This is a genomic window from Vibrio sp. LQ2 (assembly GCF_023920125.1).
In the GTDB taxonomy this organism is placed as follows: domain Bacteria; phylum Pseudomonadota; class Gammaproteobacteria; order Enterobacterales; family Vibrionaceae; genus Vibrio; species Vibrio fluvialis.
On the sequence record NZ_CP085308.1, the window covers coordinates 3,119,910 to 3,136,113 of the forward strand.

11 protein-coding genes are annotated in these 16,204 nt (G+C 52.9%); 3 read left to right on the forward strand and 8 right to left on the reverse strand.

All coding sequences use genetic code 11. The annotated features are described in order from the left end of the window. Positions 1–3 precede the first annotated feature (3 nt). Positions 4–1,353, forward strand: a complete 1,350-nt coding sequence (gene astB, locus LGV68_RS14585; RefSeq protein WP_020329792.1) for an N-succinylarginine dihydrolase — start codon at positions 4–6, stop codon at positions 1,351–1,353. Positions 1,354–1,362: 9 nt separating this feature from the next. Further along, a complete protein-coding gene (astE, locus tag LGV68_RS14590; protein ID WP_252535549.1) occupies positions 1,363–2,355 on the forward strand; it encodes a succinylglutamate desuccinylase in 993 nt (330 codons plus the stop codon). A 138-nt stretch (positions 2,356–2,493) separates the two neighbouring features. On the opposite strand, the gene LGV68_RS14595 is transcribed toward astE, so the two are convergent. From LGV68_RS14595 to LGV68_RS14605, 3 genes are all read right to left on the reverse strand, one after another. Next, the gene (locus tag LGV68_RS14595; RefSeq protein ID WP_233926478.1) at positions 2,494–3,417 is read right to left on the reverse strand and encodes a diguanylate cyclase; all 924 of its coding nucleotides are present in this window, start codon (positions 3,415–3,417) and stop codon (positions 2,494–2,496) included. Between the two features lie 19 nt (positions 3,418–3,436). After that, positions 3,437–7,237, reverse strand: a complete 3,801-nt coding sequence (locus tag LGV68_RS14600; RefSeq protein WP_252535551.1) for a response regulator — start codon at positions 7,235–7,237, stop codon at positions 3,437–3,439. A 227-nt stretch (positions 7,238–7,464) separates the two neighbouring features. Further along, complete coding sequence (locus LGV68_RS14605) at positions 7,465–7,944, reverse strand: L,D-transpeptidase family protein (RefSeq protein WP_158129592.1); 480 nt, start codon at positions 7,942–7,944, stop codon at positions 7,465–7,467. A 304-nt stretch (positions 7,945–8,248) separates the two neighbouring features. On the opposite strand from LGV68_RS14605, the gene LGV68_RS14610 reads away from it, so the two are divergent. After that, positions 8,249–10,366: a GGDEF domain-containing protein gene (locus tag LGV68_RS14610; RefSeq protein WP_252535553.1), complete on the forward strand. Its 2,118-nt coding sequence runs from the start codon at positions 8,249–8,251 to the stop codon at positions 10,364–10,366. Positions 10,367–10,382: 16 nt separating this feature from the next. Here LGV68_RS14610 and LGV68_RS14615 read toward each other — a convergent pair whose 3' ends face one another. The 5 genes from LGV68_RS14615 to LGV68_RS14635 all read right to left on the reverse strand — a co-directional run bounded on the left by LGV68_RS14615 (position 10,383) and on the right by LGV68_RS14635 (position 16,198). Continuing rightward, a complete protein-coding gene (locus LGV68_RS14615; protein WP_024375602.1) occupies positions 10,383–11,102 on the reverse strand; it encodes an SIMPL domain-containing protein in 720 nt (239 codons plus the stop codon). Between the two features lie 73 nt (positions 11,103–11,175). Next, positions 11,176–12,837, reverse strand: a complete 1,662-nt coding sequence (locus LGV68_RS14620) for a BatD family protein (RefSeq protein WP_252535555.1) — start codon at positions 12,835–12,837, stop codon at positions 11,176–11,178. Between the two features lie 2 nt (positions 12,838–12,839). Then, positions 12,840–14,765 (reverse strand): VWA domain-containing protein, encoded by a 1,926-nt coding sequence (locus tag LGV68_RS14625; RefSeq protein ID WP_252535557.1) that lies wholly within the window; start codon positions 14,763–14,765, stop codon positions 12,840–12,842. Continuing rightward, the gene (locus LGV68_RS14630; protein WP_252535574.1) at positions 14,758–15,726 is read right to left on the reverse strand and encodes a VWA domain-containing protein; all 969 of its coding nucleotides are present in this window, start codon (positions 15,724–15,726) and stop codon (positions 14,758–14,760) included. The genes LGV68_RS14625 and LGV68_RS14630 overlap by 8 nt, the downstream gene beginning before the upstream one ends. Continuing rightward, positions 15,713–16,198 carry a DUF4381 domain-containing protein gene (locus tag LGV68_RS14635; protein ID WP_038128037.1) on the reverse strand — a complete coding sequence of 162 codons (486 nt, stop codon included), beginning with the start codon at positions 16,196–16,198 and terminating at the stop codon, positions 15,713–15,715. Before LGV68_RS14635 ends, LGV68_RS14630 begins: the two co-directional genes overlap by 14 nt. Between the last annotated feature and the right edge of the window lie 6 nt (positions 16,199–16,204).

Genomic DNA, 16,204 nt, shown 5'->3' on the forward strand with positions numbered 1-16,204 from the left:
CCTATGTCAGTGAAACAAGCTTATGAAGTGAACTTCGATGGTCTCGTCGGTTTAACGCACAACTATGCTGGTCTGTCGTTTGGCAACGTGGCCTCGACCTCCAACAAAAATGCGGTCGCGAACCCGAAAGTGGCGGCGCTGCAAGGTCTACAAAAGATGAAAACCCTGTCCGACATGGGGTTCAAACAAGGCGTACTGCCACCACAAGAACGCCCATGCGTGCACACGCTGCGCAAACTGGGCTTTTCTGGCACCGATGCCGAAGTGATTGCGCAGGCCGCGAAGAAAGCGCCGCAACTGCTGGCGAACGTGAGCTCGGCCTCCTCAATGTGGGTAGCAAACGCGGCGACGGTGTCACCGTCGGCCGACACGGCGGATCGCAAAGTGCACTTTACCGTGGCGAACCTGAACAACAAGTTCCACCGCTCGATTGAAGACATCACCACTGGCAATGCGCTGCAGGCGATTTTTGCCGATGCGAACCACTTTGCGCACCACGCGGCGCTGCCTCAGCAAGCGCTGATGGGCGACGAAGGCGCTGCGAACCACAACCGTCTGTGCCGCAGCTACGGTGAACAGGGTGTGGAAGTGTTTGTTTATGGTCGTCAGGCGTTTGGTGGTCAGGTTGAGCCGCAGAAATTCCCGGCGCGTCAGACCCGTGAAGCGAGTGAAGCGGTGGCGCGTCTGCATCAACTGGATGAATCGCAAACCGTGTTCCTGCAACAGAATCCGGATGTGATCGACAAAGGTGTGTTCCACAACGACGTGATCGCGGTGAGCAACGGTCCGGTGCTGTTCCACCATCAGGAAGCGTTTATTCATCAAGCGCAAGTGTTTGACGAAATTCGCCACAAATTGGGCCGTTTTGACTGTGAATTCACCCCAATTGAAGTGCCGTCAGCGAAAGTGTCGGTGGAAGATGCGGTCGGTACGTACCTGTTTAACAGCCAACTGCTGACCAAAGCCGACGGTCGCATGATGATTGTGGTACCGGAAGAGTCACGCAAGAACGAGCGCGTGTGGACGTACCTCAACGAACTGGTGACCAGCGGCGGCCCGATCAACGAAGTAAAAGTGTTCGACCTGCGTGAAAGTATGTGCAACGGCGGTGGTCCTGCGTGTTTGCGTCTGCGTGTGGTCTTAAACGACGACGAATTACGTGCGGCGAACCCCAAAGCACTGATGAACGATGGCTTGTATCTGTCTCTGACGCAGTGGGTTGAGAAACACTACCGTGACCGTCTGACGGAAGCGGATCTGGCGGACCCACAATTGCTGGTGGAAAACCGCACTGCACTGGACGAGCTGACTCAAATCATGGGTCTGGGTTCAATTTATCCGTTCCAGCGCTAAGAGGTTGCGATGATGCAATTTCTGTACGAAACATTGGCGGGGGATGTCTATTCCCCGCAGTCAGGTGAAACACCAGCGTTACATTGGCAGCGTAGCGCGCCCGGCGTGATTGAATTCACGCCGAAAGCGGCGTGCGACAAGAGCGTAGTGATCTCTGCCGGTATTCACGGCAATGAAACGGCACCGGTCGAGATTGTGGCGCAACTGGTGCAGGATCTGCTCAGTGGCGAGCGCAAATTGGCGGTACGCTTGCTGGTGATTCTGGGGAATTTGCCGGCGCTGCGCAGTGGTGAACGCTACTTGGATGTGGACATGAACCGCCTGTTCAGTGGCAAGCATCATAATTATGAGCCGTGTGACGAAACCCGTCGCGCCGCGCTGATTGAAACGCTGGTGAGCGAGTTTTATCAGGCTGCGCCAGAGACGCAACGTGTGCACTTTGACCTGCACACCGCGCGCAAACCGTCGTTCCATGTCCGCTTTGGTCTGATGCCATACGTCGACTGTGGCAAATATCCGGCAGCGACCATCGAATGGCTGCGCCGTGTGGGCCTCGAAGCGCTGGTGATCAACCATGCGCCTGCCGCGACGTTCAGCTACTTCTCCAGCCAACAATGCGGCGCAGACAGCTGCACATTGGAACTGGGTAAAGCATTGCCGTTTGGCGAAAATGACCTCAGTCAGTTTGTCGGTATCGAGCAGGGGTTGCAGGCTCTGGTCAGCGACGAAGTCACGCCGGATAACAGCGCCGAGGCCATGCCGGTGTACAAAGTGAGTCAGGAACTGACGAAACTGTCGGAAGCGTTCAGGCTCAATTTCGCCGAAAGCGTCGAGAACTTTACCGCATTTGAACGGGGTGAACTGTTGGCGCAAGATGGTGACACGGAATACCGCGTTCATCAGGAAAAGGAATGGCTGATCTTCCCGAACAGCGGCGTTCGCCCGGGCCTACGCGCTGGATTGATGCTGACCCGCACTTCGCTGGAAGAGTGGATTGCCTGATTCAAATTTCCTAACTGCTGTGAGTTTTAGCCACGTTTCGCCGTGGCTATTTTTTTGTCTCTAGGCAGGAGATGAGGGGGAAAGTTGAATTATTCGGCGTGACAATGTCACGTAGCGTGCGGATTTCGCGCAAGCGGACTACAACACTTCGGCGTGCAAAACTTCGATGCAACTGCGGTTTCGACCTTCCGCTTTGGCTTTGTAGAGCATGGTATCTGCCAGTATCAGCATCGCTTCGGCGCCGTCAGGCAGCTCTCCTGGTAAGTAAACCGCGCCGCCAGCGCTGACCGTCAGCAGCGAGGTCGGAGAACCAATGTGGGCAATCGCTTCTTGTTCAAGCTGCTGCTTGATGCGCTGAGCGATACGTTCCAAACCTCTCTCATTGGTATCGGGCAGTACCAACACAAACTCTTCTCCGCCATAACGGGCCACCATGTCCGCCGAGCGCAGACAGCTTTGTTTGAGACTCTGCGCCACTTGGCGCAAACAGTCATCGCCCGCGATATGGCCGTAGCGATCGTTGTACTGCTTGAAAAAGTCGATATCAATCAACAGCACACCTAAGCTTTCCTGCTTGCGAAACGCATGGCCCATTTGAGCTTCCATATACTGATCAAAATGGCGACGCGAACTGATGCCGGTCAGGCCATCAACATAAGCCAGTGAGCGCAGCAAATCCGACTGATGTTTCAAGGTCAGGTGCGCGCGGACGCGGTGTTTGAGGGTATTCGCGTTGATTGGCTTTTGCAGAAAATCGACCGCACCCGCGTCCCAGCAGGCATTTTCATCATCCTGATCAGTCAGGGCGGTGACGAAAATCACCGGAATGGTGGCGATGTCCGGATCGCGCTTGAGAATCTTACACGTTTCCCAGCCGTTGATATCCGGCATCAATACATCCATCAAAATCAGATCGGGTTTGTGCTCGCGGCACACGGCGATCGCCTGCTGGCCAGTTGTGGCCATCAGGACGTCGTACTCATTTTTCAAAAGCTGGTAGATCAACTGAATATTGGTCGCCTGATCGTCGACGACTAACACGGTGAATCTGGGTTCTGTCATTAACTCTGGGGAGAAAGAGTTATGATGCATCGGCTAAGCCTTTTGTCTTTTTAATTTGTCCTAGGATTGCAGCCGCCTGATCGAACGCCAGATTCTGCATATGAGCAGACAGTTCCGCTGTCTGATATGCATCAATATATTGAAGTTGCTCGGAAATTTCATCAAATAAACTCATCGCCGCCATGTTTGACGTCTTCAGATAATGAACCAGTTGCTCGATTTTTGAATCCAGTTCCGGAATTTCGTCTGCGGTTTCAGTCGATTTCTCATTGTCCGCCGTGAGCAGCTCATAAAGATTGTTGAGTTTTGAGCGTGCAACCAATACTTCGGCCAGTAGGCTACTGTTGCGCGGAATGACACTATCTGGGTCTTGCGCACAATACTGTTCGGCTTGCTGCAGTTTCTGTGCTAGTGAGGTCAGACCGCAACTGGCTGCGCCGCTTTTCAGGCTGTGGTAGAGCAAACGCGCCTCTTTGGCGGGAAGTTCCTGCTGTTGGAACTGAGGAATAGCCTGCTGAATATCATCGGCAAATTGCTGTACTACGCGAGCGTAGATGGCTGTGTCGCCAAGGCGTTCAATTGCAGACATCACATCAATATGTTGAGTTTCACCATATTGCAGAGCAGCCTGAGTCAGGTCCTTCAACTTAGTCTCAGTTTCCGTTTTGTGTTCTTCCGGCGGCGACAGTTGACTGGTGTATTGCAGAATTTTTTCTGCCACTTCGCCAATGTGGAAAGGTTTGGCAATATGATCGTCCATGCCAGCGTTCAGACAAGCGACTTTGTCTTCTGGCATCGCGTTCGCGGTCATGGCCAGAATCGGTAAGTCAGCAAAATGCGGGATCTGACGAATACGGCGCGTGGTTTCATAACCATCCATCCCCGGCATCTGTACATCCATCAGTACCAATGAGAATTCTTGTTGAGTGAGGGCCGCCAGTGCTTCGGTGCCGCTCTCCGCTTCTACAACGGTAGCCCCTTGCTGACTGAGAAGCTCGGTGGCGACCAGACGGTTGGTTGAATTGTCTTCCACCAACAGCAGTTTCAGGCCAAGCAAAGCTTGTGACTGGGCTTTATAACCAAGTTGTTCATCACGTGGCTTATTGCGGTTATTGACCACGTCCAACAGGGTATTTTTCACCATATCAGGCGTTACTGGCTTCACCAGCAGCGCATCAAGCAGTGATTGAGTCTCTTCCAGATGTTCATCCAGCAGCTCACGCCCAAACGCAGTTGCCATCACTACTTGTGGTGTCTTTTTCAACGTGAGTTGGCTGCGCACTGTCTGGGTCAGACTTAACCCATCCATGCCCGGCAGTTTCCAATCAATAAACAGCAGGTCAAACGGCTGAAGGTTCGCATCGGCCTGTTCAATCAGAGGCAAAGCCTGTTCGGCATCCGCCACGGAAGTCACCTTGCAGCCGAACCGCTTGAGCAGATCATCGAAAATCAAACGCGCGGTGTTGTTGTCTTCCACGATCAGAACATTGAGACCATTAGGCAGTGCCGCCGCTGGTTCGGGTAACTTCCACTCTTCAACGCAACCTAAACTGACCGTAAAGCTAAATTCACTACCGACGCCTAGCTGGCTTTTTACCTCGACCGTACCATCCATCAGGCTGACCAGATGCTTCACTATAGACAGACCCAGCCCAGTACCGCCATAGCGACGGCTGATGGACGACTCCGCCTGACTGAAGCCTTTAAAGATCACGCTTTGCTGTTCGTCTGTCATGCCGATGCCGGTGTCGGTAACGGTGACACGCAAAACGTAGCGATCAGCGGTGTGTTCAACCGTGCTGATGGCGACTTTCACTTCGCCTTCTTCGGTAAACTTAATCGCATTGCCCGCCAGATTGAGCAGGATCTGGCGCAGGCGCAGGCTGTCACCAACCAAGTAAGAAGGCACGTCTTCATCAATTTGATAGATGATCTCCAGATGTTTGTGTTGCAGGTTAGATGAGAGCAGAATGCCGGTTTCGTGCATCAGTTCCGGCAGAGAAAATGGTTGCTGTTCGATCTCCATTTTTCCGGCTTCCACTTTCGAAAAGTCGAGAATGTCATTAAGTAGCACCAGCAGGGACTGCGCGGCATTTTGCGTCTTATTGAGGTAGTCGCGCTGCTGTTTGTTGAGATCGGTATTCTGCGCGATTTGCAGTAGTCCCAAAATCGCATTCATCGGCGTGCGCAGCTCATGACTCATGTTGGCCAGAAAGTCCGACTTTGCGCGGTTGGCTTGCTCTGCCAGTTCTTTCGCTTCTGCCAGTTCTTTTTCGCGCTGTAGCATGTCGGTTAGGTCGTCAGCGATGCCAAGGTAACCTAACGGCTCCTGGTTATCGTCCAGCAGGCAACTGACGATAAGGCGGATTGGAATGTGATGGCCGTTTTTGTGTACGTAGGTCCAGCGGGTGATGTCGACGAATCCAAGGCGTGCTTTTGCTACAAATACATCAAATCCGGGCTGAATATTCTCACCTAGCTCTGAAGACAACTGTTTTGCGCGCGCGGACACTTCTTCCATCAGATGAAAACGTGAAGGGGTGCTGACACCAATCATTTCCTTGGCGGTGTAGCCAAGTAACTTTTCCGCTGAAGGGTTAAATACGGTGATAATACCATCGAGATCGGTAGCGATGATCGCATAGCCCGCACTGCTGAGAATGGTGCGTTGCAAGGCGTTAATTTTCGCCATCTGTTGGGTACGTTCGATAACTTGCAATTCAAGGAGGGCGTTGGCTTCTTTGAGCGCTTTTTCCGTTGCGAGTGCGAGCTCTGCTTTGTGTTTGGTTGCTTGCGTTCGGCGCATAGCAATCAATTGGATACTGAATACGATCAGCATCATGACCAGCGTACTGCCCAGAATTTCACGATAGATATATTCGTTAGCAGGCAAAGGCAGTGAGTCAATAAAGCTTTGTTTTGCGGTTAGATTCAGTGACCAGTCGCGTCCGAACAACCAGATGATCTGCTGAGTATTATATGAGGTAGTGGCATCATCGGTGCCACGTGAGAAAAACGGCAGCGGCGAACCATTGGTGATATCGGAAATGCTCAGCGTGACATCATCATTTAGCCCTGAAACGGAGCTGAGCACTTCATCGATTAAGATCGGCGCGTAACTCCAGCCTGCCAGCTCTTGCAAGCGCTGGTCGATACGTGCCGGCACTTCGTTGTGCTGGTAAATCGGCATCAGGATCAGAAAGCCTTGTTTGGTTTTCTTGCTGGCTTGTACCAAAGTGATGGGGGCAGTAAGGCGCACTTCGTTAAATCGAGCGGCATTCAGCGCTGCCTCACGTCGCATCGATTCGGAGCCGATATCCAGCCCCACTGCTTGCTTATTGCGGTTTTCCGGCTCTATGTACTGAATCACAAACAGGCTGTCGTTGTGCGCAGTCAGCGTGCGAATATCAAAACTATTGTCGGGGCGATCAGCGCGTGCCTTGGCCACAAAGTCGTCTTTTTGGTCGGGCAGGATAAAGCGGATAAAACCGAAACCACGCGCACCAGGAAACTCCAATGGGTAATCGCGGGTTTTGGTGTAAGCCTGCATTTGTGCATAATCAAAATTTTCGAGGCGGGAGGTCATCACGGCGCCACGTACGCCGCGAATACCATACTGATACAGCGAGACTCGTTCGACCACACCTTCGCTAATCTGTTTGAGACGAGCATCCAGCTCACGCTGAATCGTCTGGTGATTTTGCTGTTGCTGCTGACTATCCAGATAGGACGCCACCAGATACCCTAAGGCGAAAATAATGAGGGGCAGCCAAAGAATATTGAGCAGATTTTTATAAATGGGGGGCATTGGCGCTGGCATTGTTCCCTTGGACCTTTCCCTGTGGTTAACGCTACACTCGGACGACTGTTTATTCCGGCGTTAAAATGAATGAGCGTCTAAAGTACATGAAATATTATGTATTTTTAACAATTACTTTAGCTCAATCATGGAATTAGCGCGGCGTTTTACCGCTGATTATATAGATAGAAATCACACAATGACGCACGTTGACGTGGCGCTAACAGCAGAACAAGGAAGTTGGTGGGTTACCACTGAATCTCGATCGGGGTGCCGATTTTGACCAGACTCAAAAACTCGTCCATCTCCTGATTGGTGATTGCAATGCAACCATTGGTCCAGTCAAAGCTCTGAATAAACTCGGGGTTGCCGGAATAATCCGTCTTTAAACCGTGGATTTTAATTTCGCCGCCCGGGTCGACGCCGAGTGTCTCAGCGTGGTGTTTATCGCGCAGATTGGGGTAGCTGATGTGCATGGAACGATAGAAGTGGGAATGCTCGGTAACGAAATCGAGGTAGTAGCGGCCTTCCGGTGTGCGCTGATCGCCTTCCTGCTGTTTGTGCCCTTTTGGCGATTTGCCCAGCGCAATTCGAAATTCACGGATCACCTGACCATCGTCGATGAGATACATACGACGCTTCGATTTATCCACTTTGACCAATTCCACATCGGCCAGAGCGGAGCAACTGAACAATAAGAGCAGCAAAAAACAGCCGGATTTGAGCATAAACAGGGTTCCATCAGCAGTGCCGTTATTATGAATGCAGAGCAGGGGGGGATGCCAGCAATGATTTGGCCTGACTCGAAAAGTGTGGAATTACTTTGTCTTACATTTGCGAAGCGAGGTTTTTACTGGCTATTGTCTGAAAAATAATTGGAAACAAGATCTCAAAACTGTTGTTCGGCTCCAGAATGCAAAAGTTCGCGCGGCGGATTTGCGGCGCGCTTAACATCGGTACGGTGAAGTGATTGAAGATAAACGGGCAATTTTCTAATTTTTCCCTATTCAATCAGACATATCAGGCTCTCTTATGCTCTCTCGGTCCTTGCTGAAAACACTCTCTGCCTGCCGCAACTATGCGATGCTGGCAGACGAGACATTTGCTTTTCTGCAACCCCTGCTGGCACCTCATGCCATGCTGGTCTGCTACGCGCCGTCGTCTTCACATCAACCGGAATCGCTTTTCAGTTGTGGTAAGAATACCCCGCTGAGCGAGTACCCGGATACCTTCTGGTCATGGGCGGCGCAGTTTGATACCTCCGACACGCTGATCCCGCTTGCCACCAACACCTGTGGCTGGGACTACTACTCCTTGCTGGGTGGAGAAAGCTATATACTCACGCTGGATAATCACAGTCAGCGGCGCATGTATCTGCTCATTCAGGCGGTTGATGAAGACCGGGTGACGCAGATGCTCAAAAGTGGAGAACTCGACAGCCTGCAACTGATCGCGGCGCGCTGGCAATCTATTCGGGCGGAAACCGATGCGGCGCAGGAGTTTAAACATCGCGATATTCGTGAAGCCAAGTATCGCGATGAAATTACCCAGCGTGAAACCTTTATCGACAACATGAAGCTGGTGCATCAACTGGCGATTGAACTGGCGAACCCAGACAGCCTCGATGCCCTGCACCGCGCAGCGGTGGAGGCAGTGCGGGATCGTCTCGGTTTTGATCGCGCGGCGTTCTTTTTGCTGGATATGAAAAAGCGATGTTTTATAGGCACTTACGGCACCAACGAACACGGCAAGACCATCAGCGAACACCACAATCAGTATGATCTGCATCAGTTGGAAGCGCGTTATCTGGCGGCGATTGCTGACGGAAATTCAACGTTAGTGGTGATTGAAGAGGCGCCACTCTACACGGCCGGTCAGGTGATTGGTCAGGGCTGGAACGGCATGTTGCTGCTGCGCGATGGTGACGACGTGTTTGGCTGGATCGCGATGGATAACTTTCTTCATCGCCAGCCGACCGATGAGTATCAGAAGCAGATGCTGGAGTCGTTTGGCTCGCTGTTGGCGCAAATCTACATTCGCAAACGGCAGGAGCAGAACGTACGCATGTTGCACGCCAGTATGGTGGAACTGTCGCGCTGCCTGACGGTGAGCGACGTGTGTAAATCGGCCGTGGCGTTTGCCATCAACCGAATGGGGATTGATCGCATGGCCGTGTTTCTGACCGATGAATCCTGTACTTATCTGCAAGGCACTTGGGGCACCAACATTCAGGGCAATATTGTTGACGAGTCCTATTTTCGCTCGACGGTGGAAAATAACGATATCGTGGCACTGGCGCGCAATCATCCCAGTGATGTGGTGTTTAAAGAATCGGTGCCGATTTATCACGACAGCCGCATCGTCGGTTATGGCTGGACGGCGATGACTATGCTGGCAGACAAAGGAAAACCGATCGCCTTTATCGCCGCTGACAACCTGATTCGCCGCTCGCCATTGTCGTCGCAATTGCGCGATGTGATTCGTATGTTTGCCTCCAACCTGACCGAAGTGTTGTTGCGTGCCAAAGCGCAGCAGGCGATCAGTGAACTGAACGAGAATCTGGAACGCGAAGTGCGCAATCGCACGCGCGATCTGCAAAAAGCCAATGAAAAGCTCGATCTGCTGGCCAAAATGGACCCGCTGACGAGATTGGGCAACCGCCGCATGCTGACCCATCTTCTGGAACAAACCTGTGAGCGTCGGGATGCACGCTGTGTCGATTTCGGCGTGATTCTGCTCGATATTGACCACTTCGGTCTGTTCAACAACCAATACGGGCATCTGGAAGGAGACATCGCACTGATGCGCATCGGCAACATTCTCAGCCAGCATACGCCAGCACACAATGAAGGTTTCTGCCGCATTGGCGGTGAAGAGTTTATTTTACTGTTGGCGGATCACTCGCCACAACAGGTCGCGGCGTTGGCGGAGAGCATTCGCCAGAGCGTTGAGCGGGAAGAGATTGCTCATTGTTGCAATCCGGATGGGGACTGGCTGACCGTGTCAATTGGCTTTGCCGTCGCGCGTATTCAGCCGAGCGAAATCCAGTTTGACCAGATGTACACTCAGGCTGATAAAGCGCTCTATGAAGCGAAACACGCTGGCCGCAACCGGGTCGTGGGGGAGAGCAAAACGGCCTGGTCTAATTGATCAGGCCTGATTGGTATCAGTCAGAAAGGAAATATTCCACGGTCGAGACGACGCGCACTTTTTTCACATATGGCGTGTTGTTGTCGCGATCGACAATCGAGAACTGGCCTTGTGTCGCGCGTTTAATTTTGCCCAGACTGCTTTGCGAATCTTTGGCGAATTTCTCGGCCACTTCTCGCGCCTGTTTGGTCGCTTCTTCAATCATGGCTGGTTTGATGTCATTCAAGCCAGAAAACAGATATTCCACTCGATTGTTGTAATTGTCCTGATTAAACACGATGCCCTGTTTACCTAGCTGACCTATCTGGCTTATCGCCTGACGGACCAAATCCACATGCGTGCTGTAGACGGTTAAGGTTTGCGTCGCGAGATAGCGGTATTCAATCCGCGCTTCGCCACCGTATTGCTGGGCTTTTTTATCAATCACTGCAGGGGCAGAGATAGAAATCGATTGGGTGTCGATACCTTGCTGCGCCAGAAACTGCATCACTTGCTGAGTTTGTGCATCTAGAGTGGTGAACAAGGTCGGCAGTTCGTTATCGGCAAGCGTGAACTGGATGGGCCAAATCACGGTGTCGGCCGGCACTTCACGTTCCGAGAGGCCTTTTACCGTGACGATGCGGTCGTACTCTTTGAACTTCACTGCGGCTTGTTCGACAAAGTAGCCCAGCAGTCCCAGTCCGAGCAGAATGCTGATCCCCATGGTCAGCGCCGATTTGGTATTCCATTGTGTCATGGTCTTCTCCTGTCAACCCAACTCCGACAGCGTAGACCAAACTGTCGGAGTGGAGTTAGGCGGCAGATCACGTTCATAGGCTTGCTAACGGCGATTTGACCTGCTTTTTACGTTTCGGTTGCTGCTTGTGAATGGCTTTGGTTAACCGTTTTAGTTCGCTGCTGTTGTTTTTGCCCGGCAGAGCGCCATAGAGCGACTGATTGAGTTCGTGCAGCGCAAGCGTCAGCTGCGCGGTTTCTGCATCCGTTAACGTCACGTGTTGCATCCAAACGTTCAAGGCCCGCGAAATGGCGATGCCATCATCACGATTCAAAGCCTGTTGCAGCTGTTCATAAGGCGTATCGGCGACAGGCTGAGCTGAGCTTTGTGGTGCTGCTTTGCCTGGCGAGGACTTCCAGCGCCAGGCCAGCCCCAGTGTGGCGAGCCACAACAGCGCAAACAGCGCCGTCAGATAGGGCCAGAATCCAGCATCGTTAACCGTGGTTGTCTGCACTTGCGCAGGCGTCGCAGGAAGTGGTGTTGAAGCGGTCACGGTGCCGGGATCGCCCGCGGCGACGCTTAAAGTCAGGCCTTCTGCTGTGGTGGTTTTCTGCGCTTTGGTGACGGTATCCCACCACTGCATCGTTACTTTGGGTAGCGCAATTTCACCGCTCTGACGCGGGATCAGTACCTGTTTCAGCGTCATGGCGACATCGCCGCTATCCAGTGTGGCGAACTGCGGTTTTTCATCATACACCCGCACAGAATCCGGGTAGCTGAGGCTGATGTTGGGCAACTGTTCCTGAGTCAGACCCGTGACCTGAACCGTTACCTCTCGGGTAATCGAATCGCCCACTTTGGTGGCGAAATGACGGCCGCTAATGGGTTTTCCCTGGCTGTCGAGCCATTGCTCGCTAAGGGTGAGTTTGCTGGTGGGGAGCCAAGCTCCCTGATAGTCGGCTGGTTTGGGATCGACGTGCAGGGTGTAGGTTTTCGGCGTGGTTTGCAGCGGCAGAATACGCGTGCTGCCGCTGTAACTGCTGCCGTATATCAGCGCACCTTGGAAGCTCGGTTCAGTCAGAGTGAAATCACCCGCCTCACTGGCGGTGATACGAAAGTCCTGATCGACAACCGTGACCTGAATTCCGTCCATCACCGTTTGGTACTGATTCGGCTCACTGGCCGCTTTCAGCGCCATTCCGTCGACAGAAGGTGGCGCGATTTTCGGATCCTGCAAACGGCGCGGATCGGCCTTGATGATCAATCTGGCTTTAAACAGCGCACTTTCGCTCGGATAGAGTGTTGAACGTGACAGTTGGCTGCGTACTTCGACCAGATCATCGCTGTTGGGGGCTTGTTCATCCTGCGTAACTTGCAGCGCGATCGGCTGCGTTCTGGCCCCATTGAGTTCAAAACTCGGAATGGTCACCACGCCGAGACGGTTCGCGGCCAGCGACACGGTCCATTCGCTGCGGTTACTGCGGCTGCCGTTAATGATATTGACTGATGAGCTGAAACTCGGACGACTCATGAAGAAGTCGTTGTCCAGAACACTGAAGTCGATGTCGTCACCCGACGCCTTCTGATCGCTGACGACGGTCAGTTGAAACACTTCGTTTTTGGCCACTTTGTTTTTGCTGACACTGGCATAAAAGTTAGCGGCTTGGGCTGATAAGCTGACGATACACATCAGCAGCGTGCTCAATCCGATTACAAGACGATTGAGCGTTGAGAGACGAGGTTGTAACAATTTCATGATCACCACTTCTTACCTTGCGTTTGTGGAGGCTCTCTGTCTTGCGCCTGCAAATAAAGCTGCGCGCGCAGTAACTGGCTGGGGTCGCGAGCACTCTCAACCTGTTCGAGTTTTCTTAGCTGCGGATCGACGCTCTGAGTCGTCGGCTGTGCCTGAGCGGCCACGTCCGCTTGAGACTGAGAATGCGCCTCGGACGGTTTTGGCGATTGTGCTTGGCTCACTTGGGCCTGCTGTTCACGGTCAGATTTCGCTTGCGATCCTTCAGGCGTATTTTGCTCAGCCTCTTGTGGCTTTGAACTCTGTCCTTGGGAACGTGGCGGCTCACTTTGCTGGTTTTGCTGCGAATTGGCCTGAGCCTCAGACTGGCTGGCGGAATCTGAATTTTGCGCCGAGTGATTCGACGATTGAGACGGATTTTGCTCGTCTTTGGCTGTTTGTGACGACGAGTTTTGCGAATCCTTGCTTTGCTCGCCGTTTGAAGACGATGGATTTGGCTTTTGCTCAGAACCCTGCGACGATTTTTGTTGCTGTTGCTGTTGCTGTTGCTGTTGCTGTTGCTGTTGCTGTTGCTGTTGCTGTTGCTGTTGCTGTTTCAGCGCCTGCTCAACCACTTGCAGGTTGTGTTTGGCATCCGCGTTGTCAGGTTCGGTTTGGAGTAACTGTTGGTAGAGATCGCGTGCTTTTTCCAGTTGACCAGCTTGGGCGTAGGCATTGGCCAGATTGTATTGAGTGCGGCTGTCTGGCTTCGCAACCTGAGAAAGCGCGTCAATCGCGCCTTGATAATCTTTCGCTTCATAACGGGCGATGCCTTGCCACTGCGGGTCAGAAAATTGCTCGGCGGCATGCTGATAATCTTTCTGCTCAAAGGCCTGCATGGCTTGTTGGTCGCGGTTTAACCATGGAGAAGCTTCAGCCGTCGGCGTGTGCAAACCTAAGGTCAAGCCCAGCAGGGCGACAAAAACAAAACCGCGTCGAAACAGCAGTAGGACGGGAGCAAGCAGCAGAACGACCAACCAGTAGCCGTTATTGACCTGATCGCTGATAGTTTGTGCATTTTTACTACCCGTTACCGGTTTTTCACTGCGTGTTTGCGCCAGAATGCGCTCGACATCCGAACCGTCTGCACGATAGGGGGTAAACACCCCATTCACCGCTGAAGCCAGTGACTGCATGGCAGCAAAGTCCGTTTTGGCCACCACAGTCTGGCCCGCATCGGTTTTGAGCAGCGACCCGTCATCCAGCGGAATAGGGGCACCCGCTTGTGTGCCGATACCGACAATCATCAGTGTCCAGTCTGTGCCGTCGAGCAGCGCGCGAATTGCTTTGCTTTCACTCGAGTCGAGATCGTCAGCCAGCAAAATGATGTCACCGCGATTGAGCCCGGCGTTTTTCAGCATTTCAATCGCCAGTTTGACGCCGCTGGCGGCATTGGCGCCGGGAAATGGCATGATCTCCGGCGACAGGTTGGGCACCAGGTTGGCAATCGTCGCGCTGTCGCTGGTCAGCGGGCTGACGGTGTAAGCATCACCCGCGTAGGCCACCAGAGCCGTACTGCCTTCTTGCCAGCCTTTCAATAAATCCAACACCTTGTAGCGCGCCTGCGCCAGTCGGTTAGGTTTGATGTCGGCGGCGTGCAGCGACAGCGACATATCCATCACCACGACTCGGGCGCTGCTGTTGCTGTAGCTTGGGCGCGGCTGTTTCTCAAAACTCGGGCCCGCCAATGCCGTGACGGCAATCAGCCAACAGAGTCCGAGCAGATGCAGCGCACCGCGTTGGCTTTTCGGGCTGGCAAGACCGAGAGCGGAGGCAAGGTGCGGCGCAATCAGCGTTTGGTTTTTCGCGCGTCGGCTCAGCCACAAAACCAATCCGCCCAATGGGATCAGCGCTAAGAGCCATAACGGGGAGAGGAAAACAAAATCAGACATGGTTTCTCCTCATGATCATCAGAATAACGGACAACAACAGGGCCAGAGCCAGCGGATAACCGAACCATTCGCTTTGAGGGCGCCAGGTCTGGCTGGCTTTGCTGATCGGTTCAAGCTGGTTAATGGTGTCGTAAATGTGTTGTAAATCCTGCTGATTGCGCGCGCGGAAGTACTGACCGCCAGTCTCATTGGCGATCGCCTGCAGGGTTTTCTCATCCAAATCTTCAGCCGTGTTGACTTTACGGGTCATGAAGAATTCTTTGACCATCATCTCCCCGGCACCGACGCCGACGGTATAAATGGTGGTGTGGTATTTCTTCGCGATTTTGGCCGCTTCCATTGGATCGAGCACACCCGAGGTGTTGCTGCCGTCGCTGAGCAGAATCATCACGCGCTGCGGTGCGTCGCTGTCGATAAACGTTTTGGTGGCTAAACCGATTCCTTCACCGATCGCGGTTTTGGTGCCTATCAGGCGCAGTACGGCTTGGTTGAGCTGTTGGGCGATCGTTTGACGATCCAGTGTCAACGGCGTTTGCAGATAAGCGTGGTCAGCAAAAAAGATCAGACCCAAGCGGTCGTCCTGACGTTTGGCAATAAAATCAGACAACACCTGTTTGACAGCGCTGAGACGGTCGATGAACTGATCACCGGATTTCATGTCCTGCTGGCTCATGGAATAAGACAAATCGACCACCAGCATCATGTCGCGGTGTTTGGGCGATGTGGTGACGGGTTCGCCGTACCAGACGGGCCTCGCTGCGGCGGTCACCAAACAGAGCCAGAGCGCAATGACCAGAGTTTTCGCAAGCCATTGGCGCGGAGCAATTGCCTGATTTTGTTGAGGAAGGTAGGGCAGTTGAATCGCTGCCCTTTCTTTTACCGGAGGTAAAAAACGATAAACAATCAGCGGCAGTGGCACCAGAACAAACAGCCACCACCATACGAATTCAATGTTTGCCAATGCTCACAGGTCTCCTTTTCTTGGGCGGCAAAGCATCATTAACCCATTGGTAGCAGTCAGCGACCAGCGCATCGGCGTGTTCGACTTTCTGCTTTTGATACAAGGCTTGCTGCCACACATTCTCGTTCGGAACAAACAGTGGACGGCCGACCTGAGTATCCAGGAAGTTGTACCACTCTTTGCCCGTCAGATGGGCGATTTCTTCGCGAGGAAAATAACAAAGCGCCGCTTGTCTGAGCAGTTCAATCGCCGAAGAAGGCGTCTGCTTCAGATGCGGATTGAGCAGACGCAGAGCCGTTTTTTTCGGCGCCATGCGTTTACGTTTCCAGCGAATCATCAACATGATAATTACGACAACCGCAATAATGCCTGCCGCTGTTGCCCACCAACCCCAGGCCAAAGGCCACCAGGACGGTGCAGCAGGCAGATGCAAAGCATTAAGATCAAGGGATGTCGACGATGTTTCCTTCATATTTTT